Source organism: Flavobacterium johnsoniae UW101, assembly GCF_000016645.1.
Lineage (GTDB): Bacteria > Bacteroidota > Bacteroidia > Flavobacteriales > Flavobacteriaceae > Flavobacterium > Flavobacterium johnsoniae.
The window spans coordinates 1,070,835-1,089,469 of record NC_009441.1 but is presented as its reverse complement, the minus strand read 5'-3'; the positions used below and the strand labels follow the sequence as shown (position 1 = coordinate 1,089,469).

Genomic DNA, 18,635 nt, shown 5'->3' with positions numbered 1-18,635 from the left:
GGGATTTTTAATTTTAAGGGTTTTTATATTGAGCAACAATGTTGCAATAAGTAATTTTGTACTTTTTAATTTTGCTTTATTTTTTATATATAAAACATTTAAATACAGCCAAGTAATAACTATTGTTTGAAGTATTGGTTAAGGAAAAATAGAATATGAAAATCTCAATATAATTAGAATAATGGTTTAGATTTTCGTGATCAAAAACTCAACCCGCCGATCGTAATTATCGCCCATTCTTAGAGGAAATTTATTGCCGCAGCCTTGATACCGCATTCTGTTTTTAGAAACTTTTTTAGAACTCAGATAATTAAAAACGTTTTTTGCACGGTTCCACGAAAGCCTTCTTTCTTTAGTGTCTTTATCAATTCCGTCACTGTAAATTTCAGGAGTGCAGCAAACGTGGCCGCGTATTTCAAATTGTATGTTTTTTTGCTTTAAAAGAGTCAGTGCAATTTTATCCAGTTCCCTTTTCGAATTATGAGTGAGTCTGGCACTTCCCATATCAAACAAAATGCTTTCAAGATATATTTTGTCGCCAACCTTTAATTTGTCTTTAAAAGAAGAGTAAATATCTTTTCCAAAACTGTTGCGTTTTACCACAATCAAATCAACGCGTCTGTTTCGTAATCGGGTTTCATAAAGATTTTCGACTGTATCAGGCCTTACCACAACACGGCCTTTTCCTTCAAGAATAACAATTTTACTTTCCTTAAACCCTGATGAAACTAATAAATTTTGTATCGTATTAACCCGGTCGTGAGACAAACGAAAATTATAATCGTCAGTGCCGCGGTCATCACAGTAACCGTAAATTTGTATAGATTCAACTTTTGCCGTGTCTATCGATTTTATAAAATTATTTACAACTTTGCTCTGCGATTCAGTAAGATTGTATTTGTCGAAATCAAAATATACGGTTTCGATTGGTTTTTGCTGTGCCGCTAAATTGTAAATAATAAACAAAAAAAGGACCCGGGAAAGTTTCATTTTCTACATTTTTAAAATCGTTTTATATTCAGTTTGATTATTCAATACGTTTACTGCTCTCTTAATTTCTGAATTGTTCTTAATGTATAACTGATACAAACCTTCCTGGTATTGGTATCTTTTAATAAGCTCTTCCTGAATTAAACCTCTAATTTCTTTTTGGTTTTTGTCAAGGAGCGTATTCTCACTTTTCTCTAATGCGGCTAATAATTGTTGATATTCGGGAGCAATAGTCTCGTCAATTTTTTCATTTTTGGCTGCTGCCAAAGTATTTTTTAAAGCAACTTCAGTTTCGGTATCAAAACTAATTTTGTTCGCTTTTAAGTATTGTTTGAAGGCCGAATAATCAGCATCAGTAACAACGGGTATTTTTTCGCCCAGATTTGGGTTTTTATAGTAATAAGATGTTGCGTAGTCAAATATCCCGTCATTTTTCAACAGAGCGCTCGTAATGGGGCTCATTTTGGCTTCTTCAAGTTCAATGTCCGGTAAAACACCGCCGCCGTCATAAACCGTTCTTCCTTTTCGGGTTTTAAAAGCATTAAAATTTTTCGCATCTGTTTTTTGGGCAACACCGTTTTTATCTTTGTGCGCATAATCAAGTGCCTGTATGCATCGTCCTGATGGAGTGTAGTAACGGGAAATCGTAACCTTCAACTGAGTTCCGTAAGTCAAATCAACAGAACGCTGTACTAAACCTTTACCAAAACTTCTGCTTCCTAAAACTACAGCACGGTCTAGATCCTGCAAAGCTCCCGATACGATTTCAGATGCCGATGCACTTCTTCCATTTACCAAAATAGCAAGCGGAATCTGAGTATCAATTGGTTCTTTTGTTGTTTTATAAGTGTTATTGTGTTTTTCAATTCTTGATTTTGTCGTTACAATAACTTCATTTTTTGGAACAAACAAATTACAAATATCAATAGCTTCATTTAAAAGTCCGCCCGGATTACCTCTTAAATCCAGAACAATTTGAGTGGCACCGTCCGCTTTTAATTTTTCCAATGCATCTTTAACTTCGGCAGAAGCCTTTCTGCTAAAATGTGCCAGAACAATATATCCGGTTTTCTCATCGATTTTTCCATAAAACGGAACCGATTTAATATCGACTTCGTCCAAAACCAGTTCTGTCGTATACGTTTTTCCCTGACGCAGGTATTTTATTGAGATCTTTGTGTTTTTAGTTCCTTTCAGCAGCTGCGAAGCATCATCTTTAAAATCAGCAATTAAAACATCACCAATTTGTATAATTTCGTCACCCGCTTTTAATCCTGCTTTGTCTGCCGGATAATTTTTATAAGGTTCGCGAACAATCAGGCGGTCTTTTTTGCGGGCAATCATGGCGCCAATTCCCGTATATTCTCCCGTATTGTTGATTTTAAAATTTACAACATCCTGTTCGTTAAAATAAACCGTGTACGGGTCTAAACTTCCCAGCATGCTTTTAATGGCTTTGTCCATCAAATCACCCGGATTGGTTTCGTCTACATAATTCGTGTTTACGGCTTTGAATAAGGTTGTGAAGATTTCAATTTGCTTGGCAATCTCAAAAAAGTCCTCTTTGAAACTGGTTCCAATAAATAAAAAACCTGCAGCAACAGCTGGTATAATGAATTTCTTTTTGAAATAACGATTCATGATTGTTGTTTTTTTCTTTTAAATCTTTTTCTAATAAAATAGGCTAATACACAAAATATAATAATAAACGGCCAAACGCTGATCAGCGAAATTAAGAAATCAGATAAACTAAAGAATCCTGATTTTACTGCTGTCCAGATTTTTGAACCGTAGGATATTTTTACACCTTCTTTTTCGGCGGTTGTTTTGTAAAATTCTATGGTAACAGTGCTTTCAGAAACACGGCTCTGCAAATATTTTAATTGGCCTTCTTTGGCTTCTATTTCCTCGCGAATAACTGAAATTTGTTTTTCAATTTCTAAAATCTCACTCACTTTAACCGCTTTCTGCAAAATTTGAAGATAACGTTCTTCAAGTTTTTTCTTAGTATTTAATCTTGAAGTTAAATCTATAAACTGCTCTGTAACATCCTGTGCAGAAATGTTTTTAATTTCAAAATACGATACACCTTTTGAAATATCATTTATAAAACGATCAAAATTCTGGCTTGGTACTTTTACCGTAAGGTTTCTAAAAACGGTTCCATAATCTTTTCCTTCAGAATCGTTTATAATTGTGGCTTTGCCAGCCGTAACCGCTTTTTGAATTTGATTGAAAGTATTTTCTAAATCATCGGTTTCAAATCGTAAAGTGGCTTCTTTAATGATTTTCTGTTCTATTTTTGGAGCAGACAAATCCGGATTGCGATCATAAGAATCAGATTCTGCATTTACATTTGCATTTACATTTGCTTTTGCAGGTAATTTTACAGCAGAAATCATCATCGATTCATTCTGCGGTTCATTAGATTTACTGCATCCGGAAAAAATCAGGAAGAAAACAGACAAAAAGAAAATATTTCGCATAAAATTTCAATTTAAAGCTAAAACTACGATTTTTTTATCTAATCTGATTAATTATCTTACCTTTTGAGAGTCAGGGCTTAGTTCTCTTTTTCAGAATCTGCGGGTTTGTTAATCTGCAGTACAAATTTCTCAAACAGCTGAATTGTTTTAGTATTAATTTCTTCATAAGACAATCGGTCTTTTGACTGATAAAAAAGCATGAAAGAATACGGCTTATCGAGATTATCGAGAAGCAGATGTTTGTTAAGCCTGTAAGTTTCTCGTAAAACTCTTTTGAAATAATTTCTATCAACTGCTTTTTTAAAGTATTTCTTAGAAACCGAAACGCCCACTTTAGTATTTCCCTGATATGCTTCTTCCGCCTGACGGTAAACCAAACGAAGCGGATATTTTGAAACCGATTTCCCTTCAGAAAACAGTAATCCAATCGTTGTTTTGCTCTTTAAGCGTTCATTTTTAGGGTATGTGAAGTTCATTTAATTCAGAAAAAAGTTGCAATTTCAAGGGCAAAGGTACAATTAAACCATAAAAACGGTTATTGTTTTCAAATTTTATACCGCTAAAAATATATTTACTACTTTTGGCGTTAAATTTTTTCAAGCATGCAAAAGATAATTTCATATCCAATATCGGTAATTTATTATTTATGTTTTGGATTTTGTCTGGCAGTTTTTCACCCAATACAGTGGATCTGCCTTAATCTTTTTGGATATCAGGCACACAAAAAAAGTGTCGATTATTTAAATTTCTGTCTTTTAAGATGCACCAACCTTGTTGGAACTACTTATAAAGTTACAGGTGTAGAGACTATTCCTAGTGGTGTTCCCATTATTTTTGTTGCCAATCACCAAAGTATGTACGATATCGTGGCAATGATTTGGTACTTTAGACGTTTTCATTGTAAATTTGTAAGTAAGAAGGAGTTAGGAAGCGGAATCCCGAGTGTATCTTTTAATTTACGCCACGGAGGTTCTGTTTTAATTGACCGTAAAGACCCTAAACAAGCGATTCCAGTAATCAAAGGCTTGTCTGAATATATAGAAAAAAACACTAGATCTGCAGTAATTTTTCCGGAAGGAACCCGCAGTAAAACCGGGAAACCAAAAGAATTCGCTCAAAGCGGTTTAAAAATCTTATGTAAATATGCGCCATCAGCGTATGTAGTACCTGTCAGCATCAATAATTCATGGAAGATGGTTCGTTACGGAATGTTTCCCGTAGGTTTAGGAAACCATCTAACCTTTACAGCTCACAAAGCGCTGGCTGTAAAAGATTATAAGTTTGAAGAATTAATGGAAATTACTGAAAAAGCAGTAAAAGAAGGAGTAAATGAGTATAAACAGGTTTAAGTTTTAGTCCGAGCTGAAACGTACAACCCAAATTTAAAATAAGTAATGTCTATAAAAAACATTCGATTAGAAGTGATGCAGTTTTTGGAAAAAAACGTGGACAGCTTCGTTGAACAGTATTTAATTCCGGTGGAAAAAATTTGGCAGCCGTCAGATTTCCTGCCTAATTCTGAAGGAGAAAACTTCTTTGAGGAGGTTAAGGAACTACGCGAAATTGCGAAAGAACTTCCATACGATTTCTGGGTAACTCTTGTAGGTGATACAATTACCGAAGAAGCTTTGCCAACATACGAGTCTTGGTTAATGGATGTAGAAGGAGTAGATCAGGTGGAAAACGGCGGTAATGGATGGTCTAAATGGATCAGACAATGGACCGGAGAAGAAAACCGCCACGGTGATCTTTTAAATAAATACTTGTATTTGTCTGGTCGTGTTAACATGCGTGAAATCGAAATGACAACACAGCATTTAATCAACGACGGTTTTGATATTGGAACTGGAACTGACCCATACAAAAACTTTGTATACACTAGTTTTCAGGAATTAGCAACTTATGTTTCTCACAACAGAGTATCGCAGATTGCGAAAAAATTTGGAGATAACAAGCTGTCTAAAATGTGTAAAATGATTGCAGGTGACGAAATGCGTCATCACCATGCTTACAGTGAATTTGTAACCAGAATTTTTCAGGTTGATCCTAGCGAAATGATGCTGGCTTTTCAATACATGATGAAACAGAAAATCGTTATGCCGGCTCACTTTTTAAGAGAATCAGGTCAAAAGATCAGTTCTGCTTTTGAACAGTTTTCTGATTCTGCACAGCGTATTGGAGTTTACACAGCTACTGATTATGTTGAAATTATGCAGAAGTTAATCAACAAATGGGAAATTGATAAAATCTCCAACTTAACAGACGAAGCCGAAAAAGCACGTGATTACCTAATGAAATTACCAGCCCGTATGGCTAAAATTTCAGAAAGAATTGTAATTCCACAAGAATCACACATCTTTAAATGGGTAGAACCTGCTAGATTGTAGATTTTAGATTGCAGATTTTAGATTGCAGATTTTAGATTTTAGATATATGATTTATGAAGCTTGTCCTCCTGAGCGAAGTCGAAGGATTTCATGCTAAATCAAATACTGTATGTCCTTCGACTTCGCTCAGGAAGACATAAATTGAAATTGATTTTTGCCATTGCCATTGATATTGAAATTGCCATTGCCATTGCCATTGCTATTGATATTGATTTTTGCCATTGCCATTGAAATTGATTTTTGCAATTGATATAGAAAACATTGTTGATTGTTGAAGTTTTAAAGCTTTAACAATCAACATTTTTTATTTAAACTATAAAAAATACCAGTGTAAATTTGCTGCATCAGTAAAATCAGCGCGCCATTTCACCACAAAACAAATACATTTATGAATAATTCTGAACTTATAATTAAAACAATCGCTTTTGTAAAAGAGAAATTAAACGATGCCGAAGGCGGACACGACTGGTTTCATATCGAACGTGTTTACAAAAATGCACTTTTAATTGCCAGTGATACCAGCTGCGATCTTACTATTGTTCAGTTAGGGGCTTTACTGCATGATATTGCCGACAGCAAATTTCATAACGGAGACGAAACCATTGGCCCAAAAACAGCACGTTTGTTTTTAGAGTCAGAAAACGTTTCTGAAGACATTATCCTTCATGTGGTTAATATCATTGAAAATATCTCTTATAAAGGCGGAAATTTTGAAAAGAAATTCTCATCTGTCGAATTAGATGTTGTTCAGGATGCTGATCGCTTAGATGCAATAGGTGCAATTGGGATTGCAAGAGCGTTTAATTATGGCGGATTTAAAAACAGAACTCTGTACAACCCCGAAATTGCCCCGGTAACCAATATGACCAAAGAGGAGTATAAAAACAATAATGGCCCGACTATTAATCATTTCTATGAAAAGCTTTTACTTTTAAAAGATAAAATGAATACCGAAAAAGGAAAACAAATTGCCTCAGAACGCCATCATTTTATGGAATTATTCCTTGCTCAGTTCTATGCAGAGTGGGAAGGATTAAAATAAGCTTTGTTCTTTTATAAATAAAAAAACGGTTTCATATTCTGAGACCGTTTTTGTTTTCAAACGTTTATTGGATATAATACCCTGTAATTAACCTTTTAAAAAGGACATTATCCCAAAAGCACATAAGAAGCCTATTGAAAACCATAGTAATCTGGCAACCCTGTTGTCTCTTACTATTTCTTGTTTTTCGAACTTTGTCATTGTTTAGATAGTTTTTTTACATTGCAAAATTAAATTGTGTAAAACACAAAAACAGGCTGTAGAAGTTTTTTTAGCATTAAAAAAAGACATTTTTATGCCTAATTATCGCTGATTAAGAATACACAAGCTTTATAAAGGAAAATCTCTATGAAGCTTGTGTTTATAAATTCGTTTAGATAGACTTTGTAAAAATTAAACTAGTCTGTAACCAGTGTTCCCATCAAGGATGATAGTATAGCAGTAGGACCTCCGTCAGAATCTTTACCTTTGTAAAGTCCCACATAGCTGCCGCCATTGGTCTGGTCTGGTGTTCTGGCCTGAACAGAAATGCTGTAGGTTGTTCCTTCTGTTACCGGTATCTGGCAGTAAATAGTGGTAGTGGCTGGAAAGAGATCTGTTTTATTGGCAAAAGTAGAAACTGGTGCTGTAGTAATTAAAGAAGAACCATACCCAATAGGTGTACCGTCTACCATAACTGCCATTTCGGTTTTAACCACCGTTGGGCTTTTGGTAAGAAAAATATCCGGAACGGTAGAAATTAAATTGGCCTCAAGATACAATACCCCGTTTACAGGAGCAGTATAAGGAATGTTTTCCATTCTGGAAACAGGATTAAAAACCGCAGAGTTAAATTTTGAATTTTGATCTGCCCTAACGAAAAACTGGAACATGGTGGCGCCTTTAATTCTCACTAGAGGTTTCCAGATTACGTTTCCGTTTGCATCGGTAGAAACCGCTATATCATCTTTCTGCGGCAGTGAGGCATCTGTACCTTTTGGTATTTGTGCAGAAACCACGGTAGTTTTAGAGGTGGTTTCGTCTATAGACAAGGCATTGCTTCCAACAAGTGAATTGTAAATGCCAAAAGTACCGTTGTCTTTTTTTAATGAAAAATAATTAGTGTTGGTGCCGCTTTGATCTAAAAATTGGGCTTCTTTTTTAATATAAATATCAGCTATATTACTAATATCATTATTATTTAAATTTAAGGTTGTAGTGGCAGTATGATTTCCTAAATTATCGCCCGGCGGGCTGAGATTTATGTTTACTTTTTCGCCGTATGGGCTTAGTACAGTTTTAATTTGTGCAGACATAAAGGCACTGCTGAGTACGAGTAAAAATGCTATTTTTTTCATAATAATTTTATCTTAATGAGTTATATAAAGCGGGCAGAAAAGAAATAAGAATTTGTTAGAGTCGCAAAAAATTTGTAAAAAATGGTTTCTGCCCGGCTTTGTGTATTACGTTTCTTTAAAGAAGCTTTTTGTAAAAAGTATACTAGTCTGCAACTAGAGTTGCTTGCATTCTTGAGTTATAATATTTATCTGTTCTATCTGTTGGGACATATGTGCCAACATAATTGAATGGAAGAGCAGCACTATCTGTATAATCTGCGACACGGGCCATAACCGAAAAAATGTAGGTTTGTCCTTCTGTTACGGGATACAGGCAATAGATATTCGTAGAAGTAGGATGATAATTCGTTTTATTTGCATAGGCCGAAGTGGCGCCTGTTGTAATAAAAGAAACACCATAACCTTCAGGTATGGGTACTCCATTTACCGCAATAACCATTTCGGTTTTAATAGATGTTGGCGTTGTATAGGCAAGCATAATGAAATTAATCATAGCAGCTTTAATATAGAGTACTCCTGTAGCAGGTGCAGTTAAACGCATGCTAAAATTACCAATAGGAGTGAAAGTTGAGGTATTGATTTTTGTAAAGTCTATAGAGTAGATTTGAGTGATGTCAGTTGTAGCGCCTTTTACTTTGTATAAAGGTTTCCAGCTTACATTTCCATTGGTATCGCCCGCAACCGCTACATAACTGTTATCTGGTGTTGAGGCAGGCGAATCTGCGCCTTGTTTTATTTGGGCACTTACTACAGTCGTTTTAGAGCTGGTTTCGTTTATAGATAAGGCATTGGCTCCAGCACTGGAATTGTAAATACCAAAAGTACCGTTGTTTTTGTTTACGGTAAAAGTATTACTGTTGGCCGTATTGGTGTCAAAAAACTGCGCGTCTTTTTTAATAAAAGCAGTGGCGGCGCTGCTAATATCGTGTGTATCGAGATTTAATGTTGTGGTGGCAGTATGGTCTCCTAAATTGTCGCCGCCGGCATTCGGGTCTATGGTTATCCTTTCTCCATTAATCGTAACTAGGGTTTTGGTCTGCGCGCACATTAGGCCGCAGTTGAGTACTATGAGTAATGCTATTTTTTTCATAATAAGTTTATATAAATGATTTTATTTAAAACGGACAAAAGTATTTTGAACCGTTTTTGTGTAAGAGTATTTAAAAGCTGATAAGCAGTAAAAAAGACATTTTTAATCTCTAAGAAATTCTTTAAAAAAACTAAAAACATTTCACTTGTTAACGAAAATAGCCTGGATCTGTGGCTAGAGTTCCCATTAGCGTTGAATAGGTCGTAACAGAGCCGTTTGTATAATTTCCTACAGCACTGCCCACACCGGCAGTCGTGGTATCTGCTGTTTTGGCCAGAACCGTAAAGGTGTAGGTCTGCCCTTCTGTTACAGGCATTTGGGATATAATGGTGGTAACAGCAGGAAAGTTTCCGCCGCCGTTAGTAAAAGCCGAAGGCAGTGCTGTTGTAATGGTAGATGCACCACCTCCAAGGATATCGTTTCCAACCGAAGAAGACGTTAGGGTAATGTGCATTTCGGTTTTAACAGAGGTTGGGGTTTTGGTCACCACACCGTTTGGAACCATACTATACAAATTAGCACATAGGTTTAGGACTCCTGTAGCGGGTGCTGTATAGGTAACCGTTAAACCGGGAACCTCGTTAAACGCGGCTGCATTGTATTGAGAGCTGCCCGTACTGTAGTTAAGGAACTGAAAGGTTAAAGCATTTTTAACTTTAATTAAAGGTGTCCAGGCAGTGTTTCCATTTGTATCTGTAGATGTCAGCACATTGTCTTTTTGAGGCAATGATCCGTCTGTACCTTTTGTTATCTGCGTTGTAACAAATGTAGTTTTAGAACTTGTTTCGCTTATTGATAAAGCATTGCCGGCCGTTAGCGAATTGTAAATTCCAAAAATGGCATTGTTTTTATTTATAGAAAAATAATTACTGTTTCCTGCATTTTTATCTAACAGCCGGGCTTCTTTTTTTACAAAAATGGTTGAGACATTATCGATGTTGTTGTTATTCAAATTTAATGTCGTTGTAGCAGTATGATTTCCTAAATTATCACCAATCCCGTTAGGGTTAATGGTTACTTTTTCTCCATATACAGTAACTACCGTTTTAGTCTGCGCAGACATAAAGCCGTAGTTAAATAATAATAATAGTGCAATTTTTCTCATAGTAAAAGTTTATCTATATAGTTAAAATTAAAAGTGCACAAAATTATCTCGAATCATTTCGCTTAATGACCCGTAAAAGTTTTATAAGTATTAAAAAAAGACATTTTTTACTTTTTAAGATATCTTCTAAAAAAAAACTGCTTCATAGAATTACCTATGAAGCAGCTTTTTTTAATTGTTAATTGTTAATTGTGAATTATTAATTGTGAATTCTTAGAAGCTTAGCACCTTAGAACCTTAGCATCTTAGCACCTTAGCACCTTAGAAGAACCTCAGCACCTTAGAAAAAAAACTAACCGCACCCGCAGTTTCCGTCGCCGCAGTCTTTTTTCTTTTTCTATGCAGATATATCATACGCTGTATTCATTAGTGGTCTAAGGTCAAGATACATTTGTCTCGTATCATCTCCTTTATCACTATCTGAAAGAAACTTGAATCCTAGTTTTGTGTAAAAATTTAATGATTGACTATAAGCATCAACAGTTATTAGTTGGCATGCGCAATTGCTGTTTTGTTCTAATGCTAAATTAATAACAAAATTCACTAACGCTCTGCCAATTCCTTTTCTCTCTTTTTTTGTTGATTCACAGACAGCTAGTCTTCCAATTTTAATTGCGGGGAATTGTCGTAAATGTCTTTTTGGATGAGAAATGATTTCTTTTAATAATCTATTGAAAGTACTTTTGAAGCGAAATCTTTTTCCTGAACAGCTAAAGCATCATTGTAAATACTTAAATAAGCAATAGTTTTATCTTCACTTTCAAGTAAATATGTAGTAGCTAAGAGTTCTTTTTTATATGGAATAGCTTTATTGCTAAGGAAGCTATTCAAATCATCGTCTCCACATTCAAAAGGAAGAATGTTTGTTGTAGTATTTAATTTTGAAAATGAAAAACCAGTTAAAGGCATTACTTTTCCTTTAGAATTTCTCTTAATTTACTCGCGTCAGTTCTAATTGAATTCAAAGTATCAGCACTAACTTTTTTATCTCTATTAGAATCAATAGATTTATAAAAGTTAATGGCCTCTTTACCTCTTAAAACAGGAGTATTTTTGATTGGTTTTGCCATTGTGATGAATATTTGATTAATAAATTTTTTTGTACGGAAAACCACATTTTAGTGTGCACTGACTTTAATCTTTCGTTTTTGTAAGAAAGATATGCGGTTTTATTACTCGACAAACATACAAAATGTAGATGTATAAAACATACATTTGGCAAGACATTTTTTTTCAATTTTTTATTTACTATTAAAAAAAAACGTAAAAATAGAATAATTAAAAGTGCTAAAGTATTGTTTTTAAAGGAATTGATTGATTAATAAAGTAAATAGTATACTATATGAAATTTTGATATTTGAATAAGTATTCATTAAACATAAAAACAGATAATACTTACAAACAAGACGTTAATGGTCTGAAATAGTTATTGTTAATTATGAATTATGAATTATTAATTGTGAGTTATGAGTTGTGAATTCTTAGAAGCTTAGCACCTCAGAACCTTAGAACCTCAGCACCTTAGAACCTTAGAAAAAAAACCTAACTGCATCCACAGTTTCCGTCGCCGCAGTCTTTTTTCTTTTTTGATTTCCAAAAGAACTTTCTGATCAAAAAAGCAACGGCAATACCTAATATAGAAAAGGCAATAATTTCTTGCACCATGACATTTTACTTTAAAAATTGATACGCTATAAGCGCCGAAATGTAAGCCAGTCCAGTCATAAAAAACAACTGCATAACAGGCCATTTCCATGAATTGGTTTCTTTTTTGGTAATCGCTAATGTACTGGCGCACTGCATGGCAAAGGCATAAAAGAGCAATAACGAAATACCGGTTGCAAAGTTAAATATCTTTTCGCCTGTTTCCGGATTTACTTCTTTCTGCATTCGGCTTTTAATAGTCGATTCGTTATCGCTGTCTCCCACACTGTAAATTGTCGCCAATGTACCAACCAAAACCTCACGCGCTGCAAACGAACTGATAATCGCAATTCCTATTTTCCAGTCGTAACCCAAAGGAGAAATTACAGGCTCAATAGCTTTACCCATAATCCCGATATAAGAGTTTTCTATTTTTTGAGAAGCTACTTCATTTTCAAACTGAGTTTCGTCTAAAGTGGTATTTGCAAATCTTTCTTTAACAATAGTCTCAGCATCATTAAATTCTTTTCCGGGACCAAATGAAGCCAAAAACCATAAAATAACCGATATTGCTAAGATAATTTTACCCGCACCCAAAACGAAAGCTTTGGTTTTCTCTACCACATTAATTCCAACATTCTTTAAAAGCGGTAATTTATAACTTGGCATTTCGACAACGAAATACGTTTTTGAATCCAGCTTTAAAACTTTATTTAAAATATAAGCCGAGATTATCGCCGCTACGAATCCTAACAGATACAGTAACATCAAGGATAATCCCTGAAGATTTAAAAATCCAAGAACTCGTTTATTCGGAATTACCAATGAAATCATAATTGCATAAACCGGTAATCTTGCCGAGCAAGTCGTGAATGGCGTTACTAAGATCGTAATTAGGCGTTCTTTCCAGTTCTCGATATTTCGGGTTGCCATAATAGCCGGAATAGCACAAGCCGTTCCCGAAATTAATGGCACAACGCTTTTTCCGGAAAGTCCAAATTTGCGCATTATTTTATCCATCAAAAATACCACACGGCTCATATAACCGCTTTCTTCGAGAATGGAAATAAAGAGGAACAAAAAGGCAATCTGCGGAATAAAAATAATAACGCCGCCAATTCCCGGAATGATTCCCTGCGAAAGCAAATCGGTTAAAATACCGCTTGGCAGTTCTTCAGAAACCCAGCTGCTTAATGAAGCAAAACTGGCATCAATAAAATCCATAGGAATAGTTGACCAGCTGAAAATCGATTGGAAAATAATAAATAAGATACCAAGGAAAATAGCATAACCCCAAAACTTGTGGGTTAAAACACGGTCTAGTTTTGCCCTGAAATCTGTAGCAGCAGATGCATCAACTTTTAAACCTTCTTTTAAAACATCATTTATAAACTGATATCTTTTGATGGTTTCCTTTTGCTGTAAACGTTTTAACTCTGAATGTGATTTGGTAAACGTATTGCGGATTTCATTTCGGTCTAAATTCGAAAAGTTAACATCCTGCGTAATTACCAGCCACAATTTATACATTAATTGATTTGGAAAAGCATGCTGCAGTTTTTCAAAATATTCAGGATCAATTACCGAAGCGTTTAAGCAAGGTTCATGCGTGATCGTTTTATACGAAACAATAAGTTCTTTTAATTCTTCAATTCCTAAACCTTTGCGCGAACTTACCAGAGCAATTTTGGTTTTTAGTTTTTCTTCTAAATACGGAATATCTAATGAAATTCCTTTGCTTTCCATACGATCAGACATATTGATAACCAAAATCGTTGGAATTTCAAGGTCTTTTATCTGAGTGTAAATCAGTAAATTTCTTTTTAGATTTTCAACATCAGTTACCACAACGGCAACATCCGGATATAATTTGTCGTTTTTGTTGAGCAAAAGTTCAATTACCACACTTTCGTCCATTGAACTTGCATTCAAACTATACGTTCCCGGTAAATCGAGAATGTTCGCTTTTATGTTTTGAGGTAATTTACAAAACCCGATTTTTTTCTCGACCGTAATTCCGGGATAATTCCCAACTTGTTGATTTAAACCTGTTAACTGATTAAATACAGAAGTTTTTCCTGTGTTTGGGTTTCCAATAAGGGCAACATTGATATTCTGAATGCTCATTATAAATTGTTTTGGATAAGTTCAACTTCAATTTCACGAGCAGTTTCAACACGAATAGCAACATGCGAACCGTTAATGTCTAGATATAGAGGATCTCCAAAAGGAGCAATTTGAAGCAGTTCGACTAAGCTGCCAGGCAGACAACCCATTTCTAATAATTTTAAAGGAATCAAATCGATATCAAAATCTTTGATAATGGCTTTATCGCCTTTTTTCAGGGTATGGATTGTATTCTGCAAAGCTTATTTAGATTGAATTTAGATTGCAAAAATAGGCAATAATTATTTATCTCAAGGCAATAATCGCTTTTGAAAATGCTAAAACTTTCTAAAAATAAGGGATTTTACTCTTTTGATAAGAAATCTATGTCTTCTAACAAACGCTGGATTTCTTCTTTTTTGGTTCCGTCATAAAAACCGCGCACTCGTCTTTTTTGATCTACCAAAACAAAATTCTCGGTATGCACCATATCATACAGCTGATCTGGTCTTCCCAGTTTTACCGCCAGATACGATTTTCTGGCCATAGTGTAAATTTCTTTTTTATCGCCGGTAACCAAATTCCATTTGCTGTCAACAACACCATATTTTACCGCATACGCTTTTAAAACCGAAACACTGTCTACTTCCGGAAATACCGTATGAGAAAGCAATTTTACTTTTGGATTATTTAAAACCGCCTTTTGAACATCAGCCAGATTGGTTGACATTTTTGGGCAGATAGAACCGCAGGTTGTAAAAAAGAAATCAGCAACATAAATCTTGCCTTCATAATCTTTTTGGGTAATCGTATCGCCGTTTTGGTTTACAAATTTAAAATCAGCAATTGTATGGTATTTGCTTTTGTACTGAATCGTACTGTCTACCAATTCAGGATTTACATCAGACGGATTGTAAATTGGAAGTGTTTTTTGCGGTTTTAATGCCGAATAAAATAAAGATATAGTGACTGCAGAAAATACAATTAATACAATAAAGAATTTGCGGTATTTGTAAAGAAGCGATTTCATAAAAATAATTTGGCGCAAAAATACGAAAAGAGCATTTTAAAAGCGGCGGTTCTAACACTTTTTAACAGACAGAATACGTTGTACTATCACAATGGGGCAGAGGTGCCAGGTTCAGGTTTTATAAGTTTTGTCTTTTTAAGTCTGTAAAGATTAATCTTAAATAAAAACTTTGTGCCTCTTTGTCTTTGCGAGATTAAAATCAACGCTGCGATTATTGCAAAAATTTTAACATAGAGTTTCAAATATTAACAATATGTTTGTGTTTACACTCAAAAACTATGTATTAATGAAAAAACAATTAAGCAGACCCTTATTTTGTGCTTTTTCTGTAATGGTTTCATTTACAGCAATGCATGCACAGACTAAAGAAGTAAAAGAACCCGGTATTAATGTCTCATACATGAATACTAAAATTAGTCCAAGTGAGGATTTTTTTAAATATGTAAACGGAACCTGGCTGGATCAAACAGAAATTCCAAGCGACAGAAATTCTTGGGGAAGTTTTAATGAATTGCGTCAAAAAACAGATGATAATGCATTGGCGATTTTAAAAGAAGCTTCAAAAAATCCAAAATACAAATCAAATACAGATCAGGGAAAAGCGATTGCTTTGTTCAATACGATCTTAGATACTGTTGGAAGAAACAAACAGGGAATAAAACCATTGCAGCCAACTTTAAAAAAGATTGATGCAATTAAAAACGTAACCGATTTACAAAACTTCCTTACCGAAATGCAGGCGCAGGGCAATAGTCTTGGTTTTTTTGGCGTGTATGTTGGTGCCGATGCTAAAAACAGTAATAAAAATTCGGTAACATTAAGTCCGGGAACTTTAGGATTGTCTGATAAAGATTATTACAATTCTGATGATAAAGATTCTAAAGAAAAACGTGAAAAATACGAAGTTCATGTTGCCAGAATGTTACAGTATATTGGCGAATCTCCGGCAAAAGCCAAAGAAAGCGCAAAGCAGATTGTAGCATTAGAAATCGAAATGTCTGCTCCAAGGCTTGATCGTGTTGAAAGAAGAGACCGTAGAAAACAATACAATCCAACAGCAATCGCCGATTTAAAAAAGAATACTCCTTCAATTCAGTGGGAAAAATATTTCGCAGGAATTGGAATAACAAAACTAGATACGGTAAATGTTGCGCAGCCACGTTATATGACTGCTTTGGAAAAAACCTTTACAGAGAAAAAAGTTGAAGCCTGGAAAGAATATTTAAAATGGTCTTTACTAAACCGTACAGCATCAACATTAAGTACAGATATAGAAAATGCCAATTTTGATTTCTACGGAAAAACATTAACTGGAGCTTTAAAACAACGTCCGCGTGAAGAAGTAGCGCTTCAGGTTATCAACGGAGCAACTGGTGAAGCTTTAGGAAAACTGTATGTTGAGAAATTATTTCCAGCCGAAGCAAAAGAAAAAGCAAAGAAAATGATTGCTAACGTAATGCTGGCTTATGAAAACAGAATCAATGCGCTGCCATGGATGTCTGCAGAAACAAAATCTAAAGCTATTGAGAAATTAAAAAAACTGACCGTTAAAATTGGATATCCTGATAAATGGAAAGATTACTCAGCACTGGAACTTAAAAATATAAACGAAGGAGGAACTTATTTTGATAATATGAAAAATGTATCAAAATGGTCTTACGCTCAAAGTTTGGCAAAATTAGGAAAGCCGGTTGATAAAACAGAGTGGGGAATGTCTCCGCAAACGGTAAACGCTTATTTTAACCCATCTTATAACGAAATTGTATTTCCTGCCGCAATTCTGCAGCCGCCTTTCTATAATTATCAGGCTGATGAAGCTGTAAATTATGGAGGTATTGGCGCGGTTATCGGACATGAAATTTCACATGGTTTTGATGATTCAGGAGCAAGATACAATGCCGATGGAAATTTAGTAGACTGGTGGACTGCTGATGATTTAAAACAATTTACAGCTCTTGGCGGCGAACTTGCTGCACAATACAGTGCGCTTGAACCGCTTCCGGGAATTTTTGTAGATGGTAAATTTACATTAGGAGAAAACATTGGAGACTTAGGCGGTATCAATGCAGCTTATGACGGATTGCAGTTGTACCTGAAAGAAAATGGAAATCCGGGTTTAATTGATGGATTTACTCCAGAACAGAGATTCTTTATTTCCTGGGCGACAGTTTGGAGAACAAAATCAAGAGACGAAGCAATTAAGAGTCAGGTAAAAACAGATCCACACTCACCGGGAATGTACAGAGCAGTTGTGCCAATCCAAAACGTTGATGCTTTTTATCAGGCTTTTGGAATTAAAAGTGGTGACAAAATGTATATAAGTCCAGAAAAACGAGTTAAAATCTGGTAATCAATTTTATTCTGTTACAAAATAAAACCGGGGTTGTCTCAATTTGAGTCAGCCCCGGTTTTTTAATTCCCCCAGCGGAGCAAAATATTTGTAGAAAATCAATGTAGAGCTCCAGAGGAGCGACATATTATAGCAGATGTTTATAGGAATTCAATTTGCAGTATCATAAAGCTCCGGAGGAGCGGTATATTTATAGAAAATTCAATTTGCAATATTGATAAAGCTCCGGAGGAGCGACATATTTTTCTACGTTTTAATATATGTCGCTCCTCCGGAGCTCTATGTTGTGGATATTTATCGTTTGCTATAAATATTTCGTTTCTCCGAAACGTTATGCTGTAGATGTTTATAGAAATTCAATTTACAATATTGATAAAGCTCCGGAGGAGCGGTATATTTTTCTACCGTTTTAATATATGTCGCTCCGCTGGAGCTCTATGTTGTGGATATTTATCGTTTGCTATAAATATTTCGTTTCTCCGAAACGTTATGCTGTAAATATTTATAGAAATTCAATATACAATATGATAAAGCTTCGGAAGAGCGGTATATTTTTCTACCGTTTTAATATATGTCGCTCCGCTGGAGCTCTATGTTGTGGATATTTATCGTTTGCTATAAATATTTCGTTTCTCCGAAACGTTATGCTGTAGATGTTTATAGAAATTCAATGTACAATATGATAAAGCTTCGGAAGAGCGGTATATTTTTCTACCGTTTTAATATATGTCGCTCCTCCGGAGCTCTATGTTGTGGATATTTATCGTTTGCTATAAATATTTCGTTTCTCCGAAACGTTATGCTGTAGATGTTTATAGAAATTCAATGTACAATATGATGACGCTCCGGAGTAGCGATATATTTTTTACCGTTTTAATATATGTCGCTCCGCTGGAGCTTTATGTTACGGATATTTATCGTTTGCTATAAATATTTCGTTTCTCCGAAACGTTATGCTGTAAATATTTATAGAAATTCAATATACAATATGATAAAGCTTCGGAAGAGCGGTATATTTTTCTACCGTTTTAATATATGTCGCTCCGCTGGAGCTCTATGTTGTGGATA

18 protein-coding genes are annotated in these 18,635 nt (G+C 34.9%); 4 read left to right on the top strand and 14 right to left on the bottom strand.

The annotated features are described in order from the left end of the window. Window positions 1–186: 186 nt before the first annotated feature. The 4 genes from FJOH_RS05075 to rnpA all read right to left on the bottom strand — a co-directional run bounded on the left by FJOH_RS05075 (window position 187) and on the right by rnpA (window position 3,952). Entirely contained in the window at window positions 187–990 is an 804-nt protein-coding gene (locus FJOH_RS05075; protein ID WP_012023059.1) for an OmpA family protein, read from the bottom strand. A 3-nt stretch (window positions 991–993) separates the two neighbouring features. Further along, window positions 994–2,631 (bottom strand): S41 family peptidase, encoded by a 1,638-nt coding sequence (locus FJOH_RS05070; protein WP_012023058.1) that lies wholly within the window; start codon window positions 2,629–2,631, stop codon window positions 994–996. Next, entirely contained in the window at window positions 2,628–3,476 is an 849-nt protein-coding gene (locus FJOH_RS05065) for a DUF4349 domain-containing protein (protein WP_012023057.1), read from the bottom strand. Before FJOH_RS05065 ends, FJOH_RS05070 begins: the two co-directional genes overlap by 4 nt. A gap of 77 nt (window positions 3,477–3,553) precedes the next feature. Then, window positions 3,554–3,952, bottom strand: a complete 399-nt coding sequence (rnpA, locus tag FJOH_RS05060) for a ribonuclease P protein component (RefSeq protein WP_012023056.1) — start codon at window positions 3,950–3,952, stop codon at window positions 3,554–3,556. Window positions 3,953–4,078: 126 nt separating this feature from the next. Between rnpA and FJOH_RS05055 the strand changes: the two genes are divergently transcribed. From FJOH_RS05055 to FJOH_RS05045, 3 genes are all read left to right on the top strand, one after another. Continuing rightward, window positions 4,079–4,825, top strand: a complete 747-nt coding sequence (locus tag FJOH_RS05055; protein WP_012023055.1) for a lysophospholipid acyltransferase family protein — start codon at window positions 4,079–4,081, stop codon at window positions 4,823–4,825. A 45-nt stretch (window positions 4,826–4,870) separates the two neighbouring features. Further along, window positions 4,871–5,863: an acyl-ACP desaturase gene (locus FJOH_RS05050; RefSeq protein ID WP_012023054.1), complete on the top strand. Its 993-nt coding sequence runs from the start codon at window positions 4,871–4,873 to the stop codon at window positions 5,861–5,863. A 388-nt stretch (window positions 5,864–6,251) separates the two neighbouring features. Beyond that, window positions 6,252–6,905 (top strand): HD domain-containing protein, encoded by a 654-nt coding sequence (locus FJOH_RS05045; RefSeq protein ID WP_012023053.1) that lies wholly within the window; start codon window positions 6,252–6,254, stop codon window positions 6,903–6,905. Window positions 6,906–7,303: 398 nt separating this feature from the next. On the opposite strand, the gene FJOH_RS05040 is transcribed toward FJOH_RS05045, so the two are convergent. The 10 genes from FJOH_RS05040 to FJOH_RS05010 form a co-directional block, all read right to left on the bottom strand. After that, on the bottom strand, window positions 7,304–8,242 hold the full coding sequence (locus FJOH_RS05040) for a hypothetical protein (protein WP_012023052.1): 939 nt from the start codon (window positions 8,240–8,242) through the stop codon (window positions 7,304–7,306). A gap of 142 nt (window positions 8,243–8,384) precedes the next feature. Further along, entirely contained in the window at window positions 8,385–9,332 is a 948-nt protein-coding gene (locus FJOH_RS05035; protein WP_012023051.1) for a hypothetical protein, read from the bottom strand. A gap of 148 nt (window positions 9,333–9,480) precedes the next feature. Then, window positions 9,481–10,437, bottom strand: coding sequence for a hypothetical protein (locus FJOH_RS05030; RefSeq protein ID WP_012023050.1), 957 nt, complete (start codon window positions 10,435–10,437; stop codon window positions 9,481–9,483). A 337-nt stretch (window positions 10,438–10,774) separates the two neighbouring features. After that, window positions 10,775–10,996: a GNAT family N-acetyltransferase gene (locus FJOH_RS27200; protein WP_235023013.1), complete on the bottom strand. Its 222-nt coding sequence runs from the start codon at window positions 10,994–10,996 to the stop codon at window positions 10,775–10,777. Window positions 10,997–11,097: 101 nt separating this feature from the next. Further along, window positions 11,098–11,346, bottom strand: coding sequence for a hypothetical protein (locus FJOH_RS27195; protein WP_235022998.1), 249 nt, complete (start codon window positions 11,344–11,346; stop codon window positions 11,098–11,100). Continuing rightward, window positions 11,346–11,507, bottom strand: coding sequence for a hypothetical protein (locus tag FJOH_RS26925; RefSeq protein ID WP_159436627.1), 162 nt, complete (start codon window positions 11,505–11,507; stop codon window positions 11,346–11,348). The genes FJOH_RS27195 and FJOH_RS26925 overlap by 1 nt, the downstream gene beginning before the upstream one ends. Window positions 11,508–11,979: 472 nt before the next feature. Beyond that, window positions 11,980–12,102 carry a FeoB-associated Cys-rich membrane protein gene (locus FJOH_RS26440; RefSeq protein ID WP_073099451.1) on the bottom strand — a complete coding sequence of 41 codons (123 nt, stop codon included), beginning with the start codon at window positions 12,100–12,102 and terminating at the stop codon, window positions 11,980–11,982. 6 nt (window positions 12,103–12,108) lie between these two features. Then, entirely contained in the window at window positions 12,109–14,208 is a 2,100-nt protein-coding gene (gene feoB / locus FJOH_RS05020) for a ferrous iron transport protein B (RefSeq protein ID WP_012023049.1), read from the bottom strand. Continuing rightward, on the bottom strand, window positions 14,208–14,447 hold the full coding sequence (locus FJOH_RS05015) for a FeoA family protein (protein WP_012023048.1): 240 nt from the start codon (window positions 14,445–14,447) through the stop codon (window positions 14,208–14,210). Before FJOH_RS05015 ends, feoB begins: the two co-directional genes overlap by 1 nt. 104 nt (window positions 14,448–14,551) lie before the next feature. Further along, window positions 14,552–15,217 carry an SCO family protein gene (locus FJOH_RS05010; RefSeq protein ID WP_012023047.1) on the bottom strand — a complete coding sequence of 222 codons (666 nt, stop codon included), beginning with the start codon at window positions 15,215–15,217 and terminating at the stop codon, window positions 14,552–14,554. Window positions 15,218–15,503: 286 nt separating this feature from the next. Here FJOH_RS05010 and FJOH_RS05005 point away from each other — a divergent pair, with 286 nt between their 5' ends. Next, complete coding sequence (locus FJOH_RS05005; RefSeq protein WP_044047512.1) at window positions 15,504–17,567, top strand: M13 family metallopeptidase; 2,064 nt, start codon at window positions 15,504–15,506, stop codon at window positions 17,565–17,567. Window positions 17,568–18,635: the final 1,068 nt, after the last annotated feature.

Coding starts and splice junctions, on each gene's coding strand:
- FJOH_RS05075 (WP_012023059.1), bottom strand. CDS start 990: ATGAAACTTTCCCGGGTCCTTTTTTTGTTTATTATTTACAATTTAGCG.
- FJOH_RS05070 (WP_012023058.1), bottom strand. CDS start 2,631: ATGAATCGTTATTTCAAAAAGAAATTCATTATACCAGCTGTTGCTGCA.
- FJOH_RS05065 (WP_012023057.1), bottom strand. CDS start 3,476: ATGCGAAATATTTTCTTTTTGTCTGTTTTCTTCCTGATTTTTTCCGGA.
- rnpA (WP_012023056.1), bottom strand. CDS start 3,952: ATGAACTTCACATACCCTAAAAATGAACGCTTAAAGAGCAAAACAACG.
- FJOH_RS05055 (WP_012023055.1), top strand. CDS start 4,079: ATGCAAAAGATAATTTCATATCCAATATCGGTAATTTATTATTTATGT.
- FJOH_RS05050 (WP_012023054.1), top strand. CDS start 4,871: ATGTCTATAAAAAACATTCGATTAGAAGTGATGCAGTTTTTGGAAAAA.
- FJOH_RS05045 (WP_012023053.1), top strand. CDS start 6,252: ATGAATAATTCTGAACTTATAATTAAAACAATCGCTTTTGTAAAAGAG.
- FJOH_RS05040 (WP_012023052.1), bottom strand. CDS start 8,242: ATGAAAAAAATAGCATTTTTACTCGTACTCAGCAGTGCCTTTATGTCT.
- FJOH_RS05035 (WP_012023051.1), bottom strand. CDS start 9,332: ATGAAAAAAATAGCATTACTCATAGTACTCAACTGCGGCCTAATGTGC.
- FJOH_RS05030 (WP_012023050.1), bottom strand. CDS start 10,437: ATGAGAAAAATTGCACTATTATTATTATTTAACTACGGCTTTATGTCT.
- FJOH_RS27195 (WP_235022998.1), bottom strand. CDS start 11,346: ATGCCTTTAACTGGTTTTTCATTTTCAAAATTAAATACTACAACAAAC.
- FJOH_RS26925 (WP_159436627.1), bottom strand. CDS start 11,507: ATGGCAAAACCAATCAAAAATACTCCTGTTTTAAGAGGTAAAGAGGCC.
- FJOH_RS26440 (WP_073099451.1), bottom strand. CDS start 12,102: ATGGTGCAAGAAATTATTGCCTTTTCTATATTAGGTATTGCCGTTGCT.
- feoB (WP_012023049.1), bottom strand. CDS start 14,208: ATGAGCATTCAGAATATCAATGTTGCCCTTATTGGAAACCCAAACACA.
- FJOH_RS05010 (WP_012023047.1), bottom strand. CDS start 15,217: ATGAAATCGCTTCTTTACAAATACCGCAAATTCTTTATTGTATTAATT.
- FJOH_RS05005 (WP_044047512.1), top strand. CDS start 15,504: ATGAAAAAACAATTAAGCAGACCCTTATTTTGTGCTTTTTCTGTAATG.